The organism is Micromonospora sp. NPDC050795 (assembly GCF_044456785.1).
GTDB lineage: Bacteria > Actinomycetota > Actinomycetes > Mycobacteriales > Micromonosporaceae > Micromonospora.
In genome coordinates this window covers 21,313-39,121 of the sequence record NZ_JBITGE010000042.1, presented here as the reverse complement: position 1 = coordinate 39,121, position 17,809 = coordinate 21,313, and the positions used below count along the sequence as shown (strand labels likewise).

Below are 17,809 nucleotides of genomic sequence, written 5' to 3'. Positions count from 1 at the left end.
CCGGGTAGGCCGGGTGGATGCACCTGCGGATAAACGGATTGTTCGCGGCTCCTGCCGGGGCCTGACCTCCCCGGGTGCTGATTCGGGATTTCGTCGACCGGGACTGGTCGCAGGTGTGGCCGATCATCGAGGAGGTGATCCGGGCACAGGAGACGTTCCCCTACGACCCGGCGCTGACCGCCGAGCAGTCGTACGGCATGTGGGTCGAGGCGGCGCCGGCGCGGACCGTCGTGGCGGTCGACGGCGAGCGGGTTCTCGGCACCGCGAAGATGGGTGCCAACCGGCCCGGGCCGGGCGCTCGTGTGTCCACCGCCAGCTTCATGGTCGCCGCTGACGCGCGGGGCCGGGGCGTCGGCACCGCACTGTGCCGCGACGTGCCGGGACGTGCCCAGCGCCGCCAAGCCGAGCACCGTGCCGACGGTGCCCTCGGAGCCGCCGAGGTCGTGTGTGACGTGGTAGATCAACACGTCGACGAAGCCGTAGGTGAGGAAGATGAAGGCCGACAACAGGACGGTCAGCGCCAAGGGTAGTGAAAGCACCGCTCCGACGCTGGCCGCCGGGCATGGGCGCGACACTGAACGCCGGAAACGGCCGTGGGATCCCCCACGGCCGTTTCCGAAAGGTGCGACGTGCTCAGCCCTTGCGCAGCGGAGCGAGCGCCGTGCTCCAGGCGACCACCTGGTCGAGCGTGGCGGTCAGTGAGTCCTGGTGGAACTGGTTGGGCTTGAAGACGCTGAAGTTCTCGAAGTCGGTGAAGAGCGACAACGCGACCTGCGAGCGCACATCGGCCATCTGGAGCTCACCGGAGATCAGACGCAGGTGCTCCACGGCGCGCGTCCCGCCGACCGAGCCGTAGCTGACGAAGCCGACGGCCTTGTTGTTCCACTCGGCGTAGAGGAAGTCGATCGCGTTCTTCAGGGCACCCGAGGTCGAGTGGTTGTACTCGGGGGTGACGATGACGAACCCGTCGAACGACGCGATCGTCTCGGCCCACCGCTTGGTGTGCGGCTGGGTGTACTGGCCCATCGAGGGCGGGTACGCCTCGTCGAGGTGCGGCAGCTGGTAGTCCAGCAGGTCGATCAGCTCGTACTCCGCGTCGGAGCGCTGCTTGGCGATCTCGAGCACCCAGCGGGCGACGGCCTCGCCGTTACGCCCCGGACGGGTGCTTCCGAGGATGATCCCGATCCTGGTCATGTGTGGCGCCTTTCAGAGGTTCTTGCCTGACGACGGGGAACGCTATCGCTGCTTGATTGGTCAAGCAAATACTTCGCGTATGGGCGTGGTCACACAGAGGGTAAGCACTTGCTGAGTCAAGCAAGTATGATAAGAGGATGTCCAACCCCTCCGCAGCAACTCCGCAACCCCTCACCCCTGATGAGGAATCCCTGGTCCGCGCCCTGGGCCAGGTGATGCACGTCCTGCCCCGGGCTATCGACGCGGACATGGTCGGTGACCGTCAGCTGCCGCTCACCGAGTACACCGCGCTGATGAACCTCTCCGAGACACCCGACCGGCGGATGCGCATGAACGAACTCGCGGCGCTCTGCTACCTCTCCCTCAGCGGCATGACCCGCACGATCATCCGGCTGGAGACGCAGGGCCTGGTCCGACGGGAACGCTGCGAGGAGGACGCGCGCGGCTGGAACGCCGTCCTCACCGACGAGGGCTACGCCCGCCTGGAGGAATCCTGGCCCAGTCACCTGGCCGCCGTACGCCGCCGGTTCCTCCAGCACTTCGAGGGGTTCGACCTCGCCCAGTTGGCCCGCGCGTTCCAGCAGGCCGGCACGGCAGAGCCGACCGACTGAGGCAACCGCGACCCGGCCGGTCGCCCGCCCGGCCTCAGCCGAGCAGCCGGCCCTCGGCGACCAGGGCCCACGCCAGCAAGCCGAAAGCGCCGGTCGACGCGACGGCACGAACCACGTTGCCGCGTACCCAGGTGACCTCGAAGCGCGCCCGCAGCGCCGCGAGGTCGGTGGCGTCGTCGACGTCGCCGGCGCGGGCCAGCACGTTGTTGAGCGGCACGTTGACAGCGGCGGTGACGCCGAGCACCACCAGGTACAGCAGCAGCCCGGCGACGATCCACGGCAGCACCGCCCGACGCTCGGCCCCCAGGTGCAGCGCCGCCGCCACCAGCGTGAACAGCAGCGCGCCGCCGAAGCACACGGCGAACCACCCGTTGAGGATCGACTCGTTGATCCGCCGCATGGCGAGCACCAACGTCCGGTCGTCGGCACGGGCAAGACCCGGCATGACCGCGTACGCGAAGGCGGCGAACAGCCCGGCGGTCAGGCCGGTGGTGAGGGTGGCGGCGAACAGGCTCGCGGTACTCAGAACTCCCATCCGCCTATTGCACCCGTTGCCGTGCGCGCTGATCAAACGCGATTGCGGTCACCGGGCCGGAGCGTGGGCGGCGAGCGGGTTGGTCAGGGTGCCGACGAACTGGAGCGCCGCCGACGGGTCGGCCAGGTCGATCATCTGCTGGTTGTCGCGCAGTTGCAGCCGGTTGAGGCAGGACAGCGTGAACTCCGGGGCGAACAGGTCGTAGTGGCGGACCCGCTCGGCCAGGTGCGGCACCCGGTCGAAGTAGTCGGCGGCGCAGGCCGCGACAGTGCGCCAGAAGTCGTCCTCGGCGAGAACACCGGCCTCGACCAGGACCGCGTTGAGGTGCCGCAGGAAGCAGTCCACCACGTCGGTGAAGATGCTCAGCAGCTTGGTGTCGTCGGGCACCTCGACGCGGATCCGCTCCACCGCCGCCGGCAGCTCGACCCGTTCGCTCATCACCGCGATCTCCTCGGCGATGTCCTTGAAAATCACCCGCTGGACGGTGTCCTGCTCGTCGAGGACCAGGATGACGTTCTCGCCGTGCGGCATGAAGGCCAGGTCGTGGGCGTAGAAGCTGTGCAGCAGCGGGGTCAGGTAGGCGTCCAGGTAGCGGCGCAGCCACACCTCGGGCGCCAGGCCGGACCGGGCGATCAGCGCGGCCGCCAGTGAGCCGCCCTCGTCGTCGACGTGCAGCAGCGCGGCCATCGTGGACAGTCGCTGCCCCGGCGCCAGCTCGGGCACCGGGCTCTCCCGCCACAGGGCGGCCAGCATCTTGCGGTACGGGGAGGTGCGCTCGGTCGCCGCCTCGTACTGCCGGTGCCGGTAACCCACAGCGGCCCGCTCCCGGATGACGGTCAGGCCGGTGCCGGTCAGCACCTCGTCGGCGGCGATCAGGTCGGCCAGCCAGTCGTTGATCGCCGGGGTGGCCTCCATGTACGCCGCCGACAACCCGCGCATGAAGCCCATGTTCAGCACCGACAGCGCGGTCTTGACGTAGTGCCGACCCGGCTCGCTGACGTTGAAGAAGGTGCGGATGGACTGCTGGGCCAGGTACACGTCCGGCCCGGGGCCGAGGTGCACCAGCCGCCGCTCGGCCAGCTCACCGGCGAAGGTGACCGCCAGCTTGTTCCACCACTGCCACGGGTGCGCCGGGATCAGGTGGTAGTCGGCGAGGTCCAGCCCGAGATCGGCCATCGTGGCCGCGAACCGGGCCCGGGTCGCGGCGTCCAACTCGCTCTCGATGAGCGTGTCGTAGTCGAGGTCGGCGGCGCTGCTGAACGTCGAGTGGTCCCGGTGCGCGGCCAGCCACTCCAGCCGCACCGGCGCGGCGGCCTCCGGGGCGTACCGGTGGTACTCGTCGACGCCGAAGCCGAGCCGGCCGTTGTTCGCCACGAAGCAGGGGTGCCCCTCGGTCATCGAGGTCTCGATGGTCTGGAAGTCCGCCTCGGCCAGCTCGGCGGCGCTCGGCGCGGCCTGGGCCAGCTTGTACGCCGTACCCGCCAGCGTCGAGGTGATCTCCTCCAGGTAGACCGGGAGCACCCGCGCGGAAAGCCCGAGCGTGTCGCGCAGTTCGACGATGAAGTCCACCGCGTCCAGGGTCAGCGAGGTGCCGTCGCGGTGTCGGGTGATGCTGTCCGCGTCGATCTGCCAGTGCGCCAGGGCGAGCACCCGCGCCGCGAACCGGTAGGTGACGGTGCCGTCGTCGCTGGCGATCTCGTACCACTGACGGTCGTCGGGACCGGCCACGGCCTGCGGGGTGAGCAGCCGCTCGTGGGTGAACTCGGCGAGCGCCTTGCGGACCAGCAGTCGGTTGGCCCGGGCCCAGCGCTGCGGGGTGAGGTGCCCGACCGGGTCGCCGGAGGCGTGGTGCGCGGTGGCGACGGGCGGGTGGGTGGGGACGGCGGTGGTGGTCACGCCGGGGCTCCTTCGGTTCGGTCGGCGGCGGCGCGGTCGGCGGCGGCCTGGAACTGGGCTCGGGTGCACACGCTGAGCAGCGCGGCCTTCTCCGGCTTGGCGATCGGGCCGACGACAGTGAAGCCGACGGCGGCGTTCAGCGCGTGCACGGCGGTGTTGCGCACGTCCGGTTCGACCACCACCCGCCGGGTCGTCGGGTCGTCGAAGAGCCACGCCATGACGGTGCCGATCACCGCCCGGGTGAAGCCGTGCACGGGCGCGTCGACCGGCGCGCAGAGGAAGTGCATGCCCACGTCACCGGGCTGGTGGTCGTAGAGGCCGACCAGCTCGACGTGGGCCGGGTCGTAGCGCTCCGCGAGGAAGGCGGGACTCCCCCGCCACAGCCCGAGGTACGCGTCGTGGTGCCGGTGCGCGGCGATCCGCTGGTACTCCTCGGTGACCTTGGCCAGGTCGGCGTCCTGCATCATCCAGAACGCCGCCTTCGGGTGGGTCACCCAGGTGTGCAGCAGCGCCGCGTCGGCGTCCGGATCGAGTGGCCGCAGCGCGAACTCACCGAGCCCGTCGTCGACCCGGGTGAAGACGGTGGTCACGACGACACCCCGAACTCCTGGAAGGTGATGCTCTTCTCGATCGGGTAGTGCTCCCGGCCGAGCAGCTCGCGGATGATCCAGGAGTTGCGGTAGGCGCCCATGCCCAGGTCCGGTGAGGTGATGCTGTGCGTGTGGGTGCCCGCGTTCTGCAGGAAGATGCCCCGCCCGGCGTGGTCGATGCTGTAGTTGCGGGCCACGTCGAAGCGGCCGTGCGCGTCCCAGCGGATCCGGTCCCGCACCGGCGTGAGGAACTCCGGCACCCGGTAGTGGTAGCCGGTGGCCAGCACCAGACCCTCGGTACGCAGGGCGAAGTCGCGTTCCTGCTCCACCTGACGCAACCCCAGCGTGTACTGCCCGTCCTGGTGGTCGGCGCTGACCAGCTCGGTGTTGGTGAGCAGGCGGGTGTTCACCGGCCCGTCGACGCTGTGCGCGTAGAGCAGGTCGAAGATGTCGTTGATCAGGTCGGCGTTGATCCCCTTGAACAGGCCCTTCTGCTCGGACTCCAGCCGGTAGCGGGTCGCCTCGGGCAGCGCGTGGAAGTAGTCCACGTAGTCCGGTGAGGTCATCTCCAGCGTCAGCTTGGTGTATTCGAGCGGGAAGAACCGCGGCGACCGGGTCACCCAGTTGAGCTGGTAGCCGTACCGGTCGATGTCGCCGAGCAGGTCGTGGTAGATCTCGGCGGCGCTCTGCCCGCTGCCCACCACCGTGATGCTGCGCTTCGTGCGCAGCGCCGAGCGGTGCTCCAGGTAGTGGGAGTTGTGCACGGCATCGCCCGGCAGGTCGGCCACGGCCGGGGGCAGGTGCGGCGGGGTGCCGGTGCCGAGCACCAGGTGCCGGGCCCGGTACTGCACGGTCTCACCCGTGCCCGTGCTGGCCCGCACCACGTACCGCTCGTCGGCGGGGTCGTACTCCACGGTTGTCACGCTCTGACCGAAGCGCAGGTTCGGCAGCTTCGCCGCCGCCCACCGGCAGTACGCGTCGTACTCGCTGCGCAGCGGGTAGAAGCTCTCCCGGATGTAGAACGGGTAGAGCCGGCCGATCTCCTTGAGGTAGTTGAGGAAGGAGTACGGCGACGTCGGGTCGGCGAGGCTGACCAGGTCGGCGATGAACGGGGTCTGCAACCGGGCCGACTCCAGCAGCATGCCGGGGTGCCAGGCGAGGCTCGGTCGGGCCTCCAGGAACACCCCGTCGAGCTCGTCGATCGGCGCGGTGAGACAGGCCAGGCCCAGGTTGTACGGGCCCAACCCGATGGCGATGAAGTCGTGGGTGGACATCGGGGTCTCCAGGCGCGGGTTCGAGGTCACCGGCGTCAGCCGACGGGGCAGGTTCATCGGCGTCAGCCGACGTGGCAGGTCAGGCCGGCGTCGACGTGGTCGTGCACGTACTGGCCGGCGTGGGTCGCGATCAGGTCGAGCACGTACCCGACGTCGTCGACTGTGGTTTCCGGGTTGAGCAGTGTGAACTTCAGGAAGTGCCGGCCGTCCACCCGGGTCCCGGCGACCACGGCGAGACCGGACGCCGCGAGGGCCTCCCGGGCGTGCAGATTGGCGGCGTCGGCCAACTCGCGGCCGGGGCCGGTGGGCAGGTAGCGGAACACCACGGTGCTCAGCTCCGAGCGGGTCACCACCTCGAAGCGCGGATCCTCGCTGACCAGTCGCCAGGCGTCGGCGGCCCGGTCGACGACCTCGTCGAAGAGCCCACCGAGCGCGTCCGGGCCCATCACCCGCAGGGTGAGCCAGAGCTTCAGCGCGTCGAAACGGCGGGTGGTCTGCAAGCTCTTGTCGACCTGGTTGGGGATGCGCTGCTCCACCATCCGGGCCGGGTTGAGGTAGTCGGCGTGGTAGGTGACGTGCCGCAGCGTCCGCCGGTCGCGGACCAGCAGCGCGCTGGAGCTGACCGGCTGGAAGAACGACTTGTGGAAGTCCACGGTCACCGAGTCGGCCCGCTCGATGCCGTCGAGCAGGTGCCGGCGCGTCGGCGAGACGAGCAGACCGCAGCCGTACGCGGCATCCACGTGCAGCCACACGCCGGCTGCCGCGCAGATCCCAGCCAGGTCGGTGAGCGGGTCGATCGAGCCGAAGTCGGTGGTGCCGGCGGTGCCGACGACGGCCATCACCACCAGCCCGGCCTCGCGGCACCGGGCGAGCTCCTCGCGGACGGCGGCCGGCCGGATCCGTCGCCGGGCGTCGGTGGGCACCGCGATCACCGCGTCCGGGGCGAGGCCGAGCAGTTTTGCCGACTTCTGCACGCTGAAGTGACCGGCGGCGGAGGTGAGCACGCGCAGTCGGGGCAGCAGGTCGGCGCGCGCCGCGGGGCCGATGGCGTCGGCGCACGCCTCCTCCCGGGCCAGCAGCAGCGCCTGGAGGTTGGACTGGCTGCCGCCGCTGGTGAAGATGCCGTCGGCGCGGGGACCGAGGCCGATCCGCTCGGCCGTCCAGTCGATCAGCCGGCGCTCGATGAGGGTGGCCCCGGCGCTCTGGTCCCAGGTGTCCAGCGACGAGTTCACGGCGGTGAGCACCGCCTCACCGAGCAGTGCCGGGATGGCCACCGGGCAGTTGAGGTGGGCCAGGTAGCGGGGGTGGTGGAACCAGACGGCGTCGCGCAGGTAGACGTTCTCCAGCTCGTCGAGGGCGGCGCCGGCGTCGCCCAGTGGCCGGTCCAGGTCCACCCGGTCGACCAGGGGGGCCAGCTCGGCCGGCGTGATTCCGGTGCCGGGACGGTCCACTGTGGCCACCCGACGGGCGACCCGGTCGACGCCGTCGGCGATCGTCCGGCGGTACTGCTCGACCGAGCCGCCGTGCAGCAGCTGGGCCCGCGCGGCGGTTGACGCCGGTGGCGGCGTGGTGGTCTCGACGGGGTACGTCGGCACGGTCACTGGTGGTCCTTCCACGTCTTGGACGAGGGCAGCCGGAACCCACCCCGGGCGCGGCGGTGCGCCCGGGGATGTGGTGTTCGTCAGCTGACCTTCTTCGCGTTCCGGATGGCGGTGGCGAGGTTCTCCAGCAGCGGCGCGGAGCCGGCGTACGAGAAGCGGGGCACCGCGTCCCACGGGCTCACCTGGTTGGCCTTGACCGCCGGCAGTTGCTGCCAGGTCGGCTTGGCCGTGAGGTCCTTGGCCTGCAGCGCGGTGCCGCGGTTGTCCAGCAGGATCAGGTCGGCCGGGAACTTGCCGGCGCTCTCCCAGCTCAGCGCCTCGAAGTAGTCGCCGGCTTCGAGCTTGGTGGGGACCACGATGTCGACGCCCAACTCGGCGAAGTACATCAGGTCGGTGCTGACCTTCGGGTTGGAGACGTAGAAGAGGTCGGGGCTCCCGGAGCAGGCCATCACCTTGATCCCGGGGTTGGCCTTCACCGCCTGTCGGACCGCCTCGGCGGCGGCGTCGAAGCGGGCCTTTCCGTCGGTGACCTTCTTCGCGGACAGGTCCGCGCCGAGCGACTCGGCCAGCGCCGCGTACCGCTCGATGGGCTTGGTCATCGGCACCCGGGCGGTGGTGATCGCCACGCTGGGCGCCAGCGGGAGGATCTTGGCCTTGCTCTCGTCCGGCACGTACCAGAGCGCGTCCGGGTCGTACATGTGGGTGACCAGCAGTTCGGGGCGCAGCGCGGCGTACTTCTCCAGGCTGAACTCGCCCCACACGTTGCCGAGGATCTCGACGCCCTCGACGTCAAGGTCACCGGCCTGCGGCTCGGCCGTACCGTCGGCGCGCTTGGTCTCCCCGAAGACGCCCACGAGCTGCTTGTCGAGACCGAAATCGATCAGGGCCGCCGCCACCCCGGTGAAGGCCACCACACGGGCCGGACGGGCCGCTGCCTCCACCTTCGCGCCGCGGTCGTCGGTGAACGACCAGGGGTCACTTCCGTTGCCGGCGGCGGGTTTCGCGGCGTCGTCAGTGCCACAGGCGGCGAGCAGGGTGGCCAGCGTGGCGGCGCCACCGGCGGCCAGCAGGCCACGGCGGGAGAGGCGGCGGGCGGACAGGGCATCGGGCATGGTGTTGTCTTTCGATCAAGGGTTGGCCGGGGTCGACCAGGGCAGCGGGGTTAGGTTAGCCTAACCTCGGTCATTGTCAACAGCGGTACGCCGTGTCGCCACCACCCCGGAGCCCACACTGGACGCCACACCCACCGTCACACGACCGGCACCGCCCGTGCCAGCCAGGGCGACGGCCGCACCCCCGAGCCGGCGTGGCCGTCGGGCAGCCCGCGCCGCCGGCCTGGTCACCGCCGTGGCACTGCTCGCGGTGATCGTGGTGCTCAGCATCGCGGTCGGCGCGAAGGCCATGCCGCTCGCCGACGTCTGGTCCGGATTGCTGCACCGCGACGCCACCGAGTACGCGGTGGTGCACCGGATGCGCCTGCCCCGCACCCTGCTCGGGCTGCTCGCCGGCACCGCTCTCGGTGTGGCGGGCGCTGTCATGCAGGCCCTCACCCGCAACCCACTCGCCGACCCCGGACTGCTCGGCATCAACGCCGGCGCGTCCGCGGCCGTCGCCACCGCCGCCGCGTTCCTGGGCGTCACCGCAGTCGGCGGGTACGTCTGGTTCGCGCTGCTCGGCGCGGCGGCGGTGACCGCGCTCGTCTACACCGTCGGCGGCGGACGCGGCGCAACCCCGGCCCGACTCGCGCTGGCCGGGGCGGCGCTCAACGCCACTCTCTACTCCTACGTGAGCGCGGTGATGCTGCTGGACACCGCGTCGCTGGAGCGGCTGCGTTTCTGGACGGTCGGCTCACTGGCCAGCGCGGACTCCGCGACCGTGACCCGGGTGCTGCCGTTCATCATCGTCGGGCTGCTGGTCGCGCTCGGTTCCGCCCGTCCGCTGAACGCGCTGGCGCTCGGCGACGACGCGGCGCGAGCCCTCGGCGCTCGACCCGCGCTGATCCGCGCCGCCGTGATCGTCGCCGTCACCCTGCTCTGCGGCGCGGCGACCGCCGCGTGCGGACCGATCGTCTTCGTCGGGCTTCTCGTGCCACACCTGGTCCGCGCCCTGACCGGCCCGGACCTGCGCTGGCTGCTGCCGTACTGCGCGGTGCTCGCACCCGCGTTGCTGCTCGGCGCCGACGTGCTCGGCCGGGTGCTGGGCCGCCCCGGAGAACTCCAGGTCGGCATGGTGACCGCCGTACTGGGCGGCCCGCTCTTCCTGTGGCTGGTCACCCGCCGACCGGTGGCCCAGCCGTGACGGTTCTGCGTAGCGAGGGCTTGTCGTTGCGGTTCCGGCCGCGCGCGTTGGGTGTCGGGGCGGGCGCGGCCGTGCTCGCGGCCGGGTTCGGTCTGGTGGCCCTGGGCAGTGGTGACTACCCGATGGGGCCGGCGGACGTGCTGCGCACGCTGACCGGCGGTGGAACTGTGGCGGAGCAGTTCATCGTGCTTGAGCTGCGCCTGCCCCGGCTGGTCACCGCCCTGTTGGTCGGTGCGGCGCTGGCTCTCGCCGGCACGGTGTTCCAGTCGCTGGTCCGCAACCCGTTGGGCAGCCCGGACATCCTGGGCTTCACCCAGGGCGCGTCGACCGGGGCGCTGGTGGTGGTCGTCCTCGGTGGCAGCAGCCTGGCGTTGGCCGGCGCGGCGGTCGTCGGTGGTCTCGGCACCGGCCTGGTGATCTACGCGCTCGCCTGGCGGCGCGGGGTGCACGGCTACCGACTCATCCTGGTGGGCATCGGCGTGTCCGCGATCCTGACCGGCGTCAACGGCTACCTGCTGACCCGGGCGCCCCTGATGGAAGCCGCCCGCGCGGTCCTCTGGCTCACCGGCAGCCTGGACGGGCGAGGCTGGGCCAACGCCGGGCCGCTCCTTGCCGTGCTGGTGGTGCTGGCGCCGCTGGTGCTCGTCGGCTGCGCCCCGGCGCTGCGGATGATGGAGTTGGGCGACGACGCCGCCAGCGCCCTGGGCGTGCCGGTACGCCGGCTGCGCCTGGTGCTGCTCGCCGCCGCCGTGCTGCTGGTCTCGTTCGCGGCGGCCGCCGCCGGGCCGGTGTCCTTCGTGGCGCTCGTCGCCCCGCACGTGGCGAAACGGCTGACCCGGGCCCCGGGTCCGAACCTGCTGCCGTCGATGGCCGTCGGCGCGGCGCTGCTGGTCGGGGCCGACCTGGTGGCGCAACGCGCGTTCGCCGGGCACCAACTCCCGGTCGGCGTGGTGACCGGCGTGATCGGCGGCGGTTACCTGGTCTGGCTGCTGGCGATGGAACGTCGGGCGGGCCGGCTGTGAACACCAGTGACGCCCTTGAAGGAGCACCCATGCGACCCGGCGATTCCCGACTCGGGGGCACCTCGCTGACCCTCGCCTACGATCAGCGCACCATTGCCAAGAACCTGACCGTGGCGGTGCCCGACCGGTCCTTCACCGTGATCATCGGCCCGAACGCGTGCGGCAAGTCGACGCTGCTGCGCGCCCTGTCCCGGATGCTGCGCCCCAGCGCGGGCGCGGTGCTGCTGGACGGACGGGACATTCACGACCTGCCGGCCCGCAAGGTGGCCCGTACGCTCGGCCTGCTGCCGCAGTCGTCGATCGCACCGGACGGCATCAGCGTCGCCGAACTGGTCGCCCGGGGTCGCTACCCCCATCAGGGGCTGCTGCGGCAGTGGTCCCGCGAGGACGAGCGGGTGGTCGAGGAGTCGATGGCCGCGACCGGGGTCGACGACCTCGCCGACCGGGCCGTGGACGAGTTGTCCGGCGGGCAGCGGCAGAGGGTCTGGATCGCCATGGCGCTGGCCCAGCAGACACCCCTGCTGCTGCTCGACGAGCCGACCACGTACCTCGACATCGCCCACCAGATCGAGATCCTGGACCTCTGCGCCCGTTTGCACGAGGAGCAGGGCCGCACCCTTGTCGCGGTGCTGCACGACCTGAACCACGCGGCCCGCTACGCCACCCACCTGATCGCCATGCGCGACGGACGCGTGGTGGCCGCCGGGGAGCCGGCGTCGGTGGTCACCGCTGAGCTGGTCGAGGAGGTGTTCGGGCTCCCCTGCCGGGTGATCGACGACCCGGAGACCGGCACCCCGCTGGTCGTGCCCGCGGCCCGACGCCGCGCCACCACCCTGGCCCCGGAGCCGGCATGAGGACGCAACGGTTCCGCAACCCCTGGGGAGTGCCGCACCTGCGGGCCGCCGACCCGCTCGCGCTGGCGGTGGCGCAGGGCCGGGTGACAGCGTACGACCGGGCCTGGCAGATCGAGGTGGAGCGGCACCGAGCCCAGGGCACCAGCGCGGCGATCCTCGGGCCTGACGCGCTGGGCTGGGACCGGTTCGTCCGGCAGGTCCGGCTCGACGACACCGCACGGCGATGCCACGCCTCGTTGGACCCGGCGACCGCCGAGTGGGTGGGCGCGTACGTGGACGGCGTCAACGCCGATCTCGCCGCCGGGTCGGCCCGGTCACCGGAGTTCGCCGCCACCGGGCTGAGCCCGGGGCGGTGGGAGCCGTGGACGCCGCTCGCGGTCTGGCTGGGCCACCACATCCTGTTCGCCGGGTTCCCCGGCAAGCTCTGGCGCGAGCACGTGGCGCAGCGGCTCGGGCCGGACGCGGTCGACAGCTTCGCCACCGACGGGCCAGCCGTGGCCGGCAGCAACGGGTGGCTTCTCGCCGCGGAGCGCACCGGCACCGGGGGCGCGCTGCTCGCCGGCGATCCGCACCGGTTCATCCAGGATCCCGGTGTCTACCAGCAGATCCGGCTGGCCTGCCCGGAGTACGACGTGGTCGGGTTGGCGGTGCCGGGCGTGCCGGGCATCGCGCACTTCGGGCACACCGGCGGCGTGGCCTGGGCGATCACCAACGCGATGGCCGACTACCAGGACGTGTACGCGGAGCGGCTGCGCCGCGACGGCCCCCGGGTCCAGGCGCTCGGCCCGGACGGCTGGCGCACGGCGCACCGCCACGTCGAGATGATCGAGGTGGCCGGGGCCGACCCGGTCGAGGTCGAGGTGGTGGAGACCGATCGTGGTCCGGTGATCGCCGGTGGACCGGACGACGAGTCCGCCGTCAGCCTGCGCTACCCGCCCCGGGTCCGGGGTGACCTCGGATTCGCGACGCTGCCGGAGCTGCTGCGCGCCCGCACCGTGGCCGACGTCGACCACGCGCTGCGGCACTGGGTGGAGCCGGTCAACGTGGTGCAGGCCGCGGACACCGCCGGAGGGCTGTTGCACCGGGTCGCCGGGGTGGTGCCGGTACGGCACCCGGAAAACGGCCGGCGGGTGGTCCCCGGATGGGACGCCGCGTACGCCTGGCAGGGCTGGCACGCGCCGATGCCCCGTGCCGAGGTGCACGGTCGGGCGGTGATGGCCAACGAACACGGGCTGGCGGCACCGCTCGGGGTGGAGTTCGCCCCACCGCACCGGGCGCGTCGCATCGCCGAGTTGCTCGACGCCCGTCCGGCGTGGACGGCCGACGAGATGGCGATGGTGCACACCGACACGTACCTTGGCGCGGCCGGGCCGTTGCTGGCGGTCCTCGCGGAGTCGAGGGGGCTCGGTCCGGCCGCCGCCGCGCTGCGGGAACGACTGCTGCGCTGGGACCGCCGGATGGCCGCCGACAGCACCGACGCGGCGGCGTACGCCATGCTGCGGGCGGCTGTCGTACGCCGGATCGCCGCCCACCCGGCGCTGGCCGCGTTGGCCGAGCTGCCCGCGTACCCCGAGGTGTTCGCGCCCTGGTTGGCGCTGACGCCGCGGGTCGGTCACGCGCTGGAGCACCTGCTCGGCGCGAACCCGTTGCCCGGTGTGGACATCGCCGCGCTCGTGGGCGCGGCGGCCGAGGAGGTCGCCGACGCGGCGGCCGAGCCGGTGCTCTGGGGGGACCTGCACCGGCTGGCGGCGTGGCGGGCCCTGCCCGGTCCGGACACCGGGCCCGGCCCCCGGCTCGACGGTGACCACGACTGCGTGTTGGCCACCTCCAGCGTGCCCGGGGTCACCCACTGGTGCTTCCGGGGGCCGGCGGCGCGCTTCGTCTGGGACCTGGCCCGCCGCTCGGACAGCCGCTGGGTGGTCCCCCTGGGCGCCTGCGGGGTGCCGGGCGACCCGCACCACGACGACCAGAGCGCCGCCTGGCTGGCCGGCGACCTGCTGCCGGTCAGCACGGACTGGGACCAGCTCGTCGAGGAACTCCACTGACGGCACCGGCCGCCGCTCGGGGTGTTTCGCGCACCCCGACCGGCGGCCGGTCACCATCGTGTCAGCGCAGGCCGAACGCCCGGCTGATGCTCTGGCTCACGGTGTTGCCGGCGCTGTCCCGCGCCGTGGTGCGCAGGCTCACGAAGCCGGCCTTCGCCGGTGCGGCCAGCGAGGTGCGCCAGCCGTCGCCGTGCCGGGTCAGCCGCTGCTTCTGCCAGGTCGCCCCGTCGTCGTAGGACACCTCGACGGTCACCGCGCCGATCGTGGCGGTGACGTCGGGCAGGTGGGAGGCGACAACGGTCAGCGGTGCCCGGCGTGACGCCCTGCCGGCGGAGTCGATGGCCACCTGGTAGTCCAGCTGGATCATCGGCAGCACCTCGGCCGACTCCTCCCCCGTGACCGCCGAGTGGAAGCCCCACTCGGTGCGGGTCTGCCGGGAGTACGGGTTGGTCCACGCGGCCCTGTCGTTCTCCACCACGAGCCGGTACGGCAGTCGCTGCTCGGCCAGCCCGGAAACCTGGAGGTACTCGGCGTTCCCCCAGTCCAGCTCCTTGTCCCCCTGGTAGAGGGTGGTCCGGTTAACCATCTTGTAGTTGGCGTACGCCTCACCGATGTGGCCGCCCCCGTCGCCCCACCCGGGCGCGGGCAGGTAGACGGTGTCCAGGTAGCGGACCGGCACGTAGCTGCCGCCCTGCCGGGGTCGCTGGATCGGCCCGAACCAGGTGACGGCGCTCGGCTTGCCGGCCGGGTACGTGGTCGCCGCCATCAGGTGCTGACCGGTCTCGCCGGCGATGAACGCGTCGTCGACCCACCGCTGGTCGGCGCTCACCCAGTCGGTGCGGCGGCCCTGCGCCGGTGCCGGCTCCTGGTTGCTCGACGCCCAGCCGCGCCAGATGTCGGTGCGGAACTCCAGCGCCTTGCCCTGCCGGTAGTTGCGAAACTCCACGTCGACCCGGGCCAACTGCCGCTGCGTGGGCCGGTAGGTGAGGTCGGCCGGCACGTTACCGGTCCAGTGGTGCGCCACGTCGTACAGGTAGGTGGTCTCCGGGTGCGACTCGACGGTGAGCCGCACCGCGCCCCGCTCCAGCGCGGCGATGAGCTGCCCACCCTCGTCCGCGCCGAGGGTCGCCACGGTCACCGGGGCCGGGCTCTCCGGGCTCCACGGCGCCTCGTCCCACGGCTGGAGCCGACCGATGCCGTCGTTCACCACGAGCAGCAGCTTCGCCCCGGCCACAGCGGCGGCCTGCGCCTGGGTGGCGATGTCCACACTGTCACTGCGGCGCACCACCACGGCCCGGTCCCGGACCGGCCGCTTGGCCAGCCCCGCCGCCGACGCGTCGGCGACGTAGACCGCGTCCAACTGACGGCGGCCGGCCGGCAGCGCCGGGGTCGCCCGCTTCACCAGCAGATCGTCGTACGAGCGACCGCCGGCCGAAATGGTCAGGGCCGGCTGCTCCAGCCGCCACCGGGCACCGAACTCGAACTCGCCGTCGGTCACCGGACGGCTCGTCGGCAACGCCCACATGCTGTCGTACGAGTCGTCGGGCAGCACCTGGCTCTCGGTGAGACCGTTCTTCGTGGACCGGTGGATGTCCATCCGCAGCGCGCTGGCGACGGCCTCCTGCGGCACCCGGGCCTGCACCTGTCGGGCGGCGCGCGCGTCCAGGGTGACGGTGCGGTCACGGTCCAGGTTCACGTCGGTGAAGCTGAGCATCGCCATGCCCTTGGAGTGCGGCCCGTGCACACCCCGCACGTCCGCGGAGATCCAACCGTTCCAGCTTCCCACCGGCAGCCGCAGCGTGGCGGTGCCGCTCTCGGGCAGGTCCACGGCGGTGAAGAGGGTGTCGGCGGTGAGGATGACCTTGCCGACGAGCGGCTTGCCGTCGCGGTCCTTGGCAACCAGCGTCAGGTTCTGCCGCTGACCCTCCTTGCCGGCGCCGATCAGGGTGCGCCCACGCACCGCACCGGTCCCGTCGGTGGCGACGATCATGCCGCTGACCTGCTTCTCCACCGGCAGCTTGTCGTACGCGGCAGTCACCGTCACGGTGGCGGTGCCGCCCGCGGGCACTGTCACCCGGTCGGCGGAGAGCGCGAACAGCCCGGCCGGCGCGGTGGCCGCGTCGAGGGCCAGCCGCAGGTCGACCGACGCGCCGCCGAGGTTGGTGTAGGTGACCGTACGGTCGACGGTCGCGCCCGCCTGCTGCGGCCACGCCTGGAAACCGGAGTACGCGCTCGGGGTGGCGAAGACGGTGGCGTGCGCGGCGGCGACCGCGTCGACCCGGCCGGCACCCGCCTGGTACGGGGTGTACTCGGGGGTGGCCTTCACCGTGCTGACCAGTGCTTCCTTGATCCGCTGACCGGTCCAGTCCGGGTGCGCGGCAGCGACCAGCGCGGCCGTGCCGGCCACGTGCGGGGTGGCCATCGACGTGCCGCTCATCAGTGTGTAGTCGCCGGAGCCGCCCCGCACGAGGTGCGAGCGGGCCGCCAGAATGTCCACGCCGGGGGCGGTGATCTCGGGCTTGAGCCCGCCGTCGCCGGCGCGTGGCCCCTGGCTGGAGAAGTCGGCGAGGTGATCGGTGTTGTCCACAGCGCCCACTGTGAGCGCGGAGTTGGCGGCACCCGGGCTGCCGATGCTGGCCGGGCCGCTGTTGCCGGCGGCGATCACGAAGAGGGCGCCGGTCTCGGCACTGAGCCGGTCGACCGCCTGGCTCATCGGGTCGCTGCCGTCGGTGGCCTCACCGCCCAGGCTCATGCTGACCACGCGGGCCTTCTGCTCACGGGCCGCCCACTCCATGCCGGCGATGATCCACGAGTCCTGTCCGCTGCCCTCGCTGTTGAGCACCTTGCCGATGTGCAGCCGGGCACCCGGGGCGACGCCCCGCTCGGCGCCACCGGACGCCGCGCCGGTTCCGGCGATCGTCGAGGCGACGTGCGTGCCGTGGCCCTTGTAGTCAAGGATGTCCGGCTCCTCGGGGACGAAGCTGCTGGACTCGGCGATCTGCCCGACGAGGTCCGGGTGTTCGGCGTCCGCACCCGAGTCGAGCACCGCGACGTCGACACCGGTCGCGGTGTTGCCCTCGGCCCACAGCTCGGGCGCGCCGATCTGCGCGGTGGACTCGGCCAGGTCCGCGCGCACCCGACCGTCCAACCAGACCTTGGCGATGCCGTTCGCCAGGGTCGGCTCGTCACCGGTACGCCGGGTCGAACCGGTGGTCAGCGCGGTCCAGAACCGGTCGGCGGTGGCGCGCTGGCGGGTCAGCGCCGCACCCTGCACGCTGTCCAACTGTCGGACCAGGGTGGCGCCGTCGACTGTGGGGCGGGTGCGGTTGCGGGCCGCCGCGTCGGTCATCGTCACGATCAACGGAAGCGCGTCGGTGTGCGCGTCGTCGTAACCGTCGGCGATGAGGTCGGTGACGTTGAACAGTTGCCGGTCCAGCACGCCGCTCGTCACATAGGACAGCGCGGCGTCCGGGTAGACGTAGGTGTCGCCGTCGCGCACGGTGCGGTGGAAGCTCGGGGTGCTGCCGTCCGGCCGGCGCACCGTCGACACCGTGCTGCCGTCCGCCGCGGTGGTGACGGTGACCGTGTCACCGGTGATCAGGGTGACGGTGGACGCGCGTCCGGCGGCGGCCGGGGGTATGCCCGCCGGGCGGTCGGGGTTGTTCGGCGGGGCGGCGGCCGCTCCCGCGCCGGGTGGGGTGAGCCCGGCCGCCAGGGTGAGTGCGGCGCCGAGGGCGATCAGCCCGGATCGGCGGCGCCGGTGAGACAGAGCCACGATGACCTCTTTGTGTCGAGAAGTGGTACGCACCACAGCATCGACGCAACGCCCACCCCGAACACGCCCCGCACCCCGACGCACCTACGCCATGGCGCAACCCCGCCACCCCCC

14 protein-coding genes are annotated in these 17,809 nt (G+C 72.1%); 6 read left to right on the top strand and 8 right to left on the bottom strand.

The features are described 5' to 3' along the window. The first annotated feature begins 74 nt into the window (after positions 1 to 74). Positions 75 to 530, top strand: a complete 456-nt coding sequence (locus tag ACIBEF_RS28215; RefSeq protein WP_396796265.1) for a GNAT family N-acetyltransferase — start codon at positions 75 to 77, stop codon at positions 528 to 530. Positions 531 to 633: 103 nt separating this feature from the next. On the opposite strand, the gene ACIBEF_RS28210 is transcribed toward ACIBEF_RS28215, so the two are convergent. After that, positions 634 to 1,194, bottom strand: a complete 561-nt coding sequence (locus tag ACIBEF_RS28210; protein WP_112672976.1) for an NADPH-dependent FMN reductase — start codon at positions 1,192 to 1,194, stop codon at positions 634 to 636. Between the two features lie 137 nt (positions 1,195 to 1,331). Here ACIBEF_RS28210 and ACIBEF_RS28205 point away from each other — a divergent pair, with 137 nt between their 5' ends. Further along, positions 1,332 to 1,805 (top strand): MarR family winged helix-turn-helix transcriptional regulator, encoded by a 474-nt coding sequence (locus ACIBEF_RS28205; RefSeq protein ID WP_396796262.1) that lies wholly within the window; start codon positions 1,332 to 1,334, stop codon positions 1,803 to 1,805. A gap of 34 nt (positions 1,806 to 1,839) precedes the next feature. Here ACIBEF_RS28205 and ACIBEF_RS28200 read toward each other — a convergent pair whose 3' ends face one another. The 6 genes from ACIBEF_RS28200 to ACIBEF_RS28175 form a co-directional block, all read right to left on the bottom strand. Further along, on the bottom strand, positions 1,840 to 2,340 hold the full coding sequence (locus ACIBEF_RS28200) for a DUF1772 domain-containing protein (protein ID WP_396796261.1): 501 nt from the start codon (positions 2,338 to 2,340) through the stop codon (positions 1,840 to 1,842). Positions 2,341 to 2,388: 48 nt separating this feature from the next. After that, entirely contained in the window at positions 2,389 to 4,236 is a 1,848-nt protein-coding gene (locus ACIBEF_RS28195; RefSeq protein ID WP_396796259.1) for an IucA/IucC family protein, read from the bottom strand. Beyond that, entirely contained in the window at positions 4,233 to 4,826 is a 594-nt protein-coding gene (locus ACIBEF_RS28190) for a GNAT family N-acetyltransferase (RefSeq protein ID WP_396796257.1), read from the bottom strand. The genes ACIBEF_RS28195 and ACIBEF_RS28190 overlap by 4 nt, the downstream gene beginning before the upstream one ends. Then, positions 4,823 to 6,100: a lysine N(6)-hydroxylase/L-ornithine N(5)-oxygenase family protein gene (locus ACIBEF_RS28185; RefSeq protein ID WP_396796284.1), complete on the bottom strand. Its 1,278-nt coding sequence runs from the start codon at positions 6,098 to 6,100 to the stop codon at positions 4,823 to 4,825. Before ACIBEF_RS28185 ends, ACIBEF_RS28190 begins: the two co-directional genes overlap by 4 nt. Positions 6,101 to 6,162: 62 nt before the next feature. Then, positions 6,163 to 7,701 (bottom strand): pyridoxal phosphate-dependent decarboxylase family protein, encoded by a 1,539-nt coding sequence (locus tag ACIBEF_RS28180; RefSeq protein WP_396796256.1) that lies wholly within the window; start codon positions 7,699 to 7,701, stop codon positions 6,163 to 6,165. 80 nt (positions 7,702 to 7,781) lie between these two features. Continuing rightward, positions 7,782 to 8,813 carry an ABC transporter substrate-binding protein gene (locus ACIBEF_RS28175; RefSeq protein WP_396796254.1) on the bottom strand — a complete coding sequence of 344 codons (1,032 nt, stop codon included), beginning with the start codon at positions 8,811 to 8,813 and terminating at the stop codon, positions 7,782 to 7,784. A gap of 73 nt (positions 8,814 to 8,886) precedes the next feature. Here ACIBEF_RS28175 and ACIBEF_RS28170 point away from each other — a divergent pair, with 73 nt between their 5' ends. The 4 genes from ACIBEF_RS28170 to ACIBEF_RS28155 are packed head-to-tail and all read left to right on the top strand — an operon-like array spanning position 8,887 to position 13,920. Continuing rightward, on the top strand, positions 8,887 to 9,999 hold the full coding sequence (locus ACIBEF_RS28170; protein ID WP_396796253.1) for a FecCD family ABC transporter permease: 1,113 nt from the start codon (positions 8,887 to 8,889) through the stop codon (positions 9,997 to 9,999). Then, positions 9,996 to 11,021, top strand: coding sequence for a FecCD family ABC transporter permease (locus ACIBEF_RS28165; RefSeq protein WP_396796251.1), 1,026 nt, complete (start codon positions 9,996 to 9,998; stop codon positions 11,019 to 11,021). Before ACIBEF_RS28170 ends, ACIBEF_RS28165 begins: the two co-directional genes overlap by 4 nt. Before the next feature lie 29 nt (positions 11,022 to 11,050). Next, positions 11,051 to 11,875: an ABC transporter ATP-binding protein gene (locus ACIBEF_RS28160; protein WP_396796249.1), complete on the top strand. Its 825-nt coding sequence runs from the start codon at positions 11,051 to 11,053 to the stop codon at positions 11,873 to 11,875. Further along, complete coding sequence (locus ACIBEF_RS28155) at positions 11,872 to 13,920, top strand: penicillin acylase family protein (protein WP_396796248.1); 2,049 nt, start codon at positions 11,872 to 11,874, stop codon at positions 13,918 to 13,920. The genes ACIBEF_RS28160 and ACIBEF_RS28155 overlap by 4 nt, the downstream gene beginning before the upstream one ends. 61 nt (positions 13,921 to 13,981) lie before the next feature. Here the strand turns inward: ACIBEF_RS28155 and ACIBEF_RS28150 are convergent, their stop codons facing one another. Next, the gene (locus tag ACIBEF_RS28150; RefSeq protein WP_396796246.1) at positions 13,982 to 17,695 is read right to left on the bottom strand and encodes a S8 family serine peptidase; all 3,714 of its coding nucleotides are present in this window, start codon (positions 17,693 to 17,695) and stop codon (positions 13,982 to 13,984) included. Between the last annotated feature and the right edge of the window lie 114 nt (positions 17,696 to 17,809).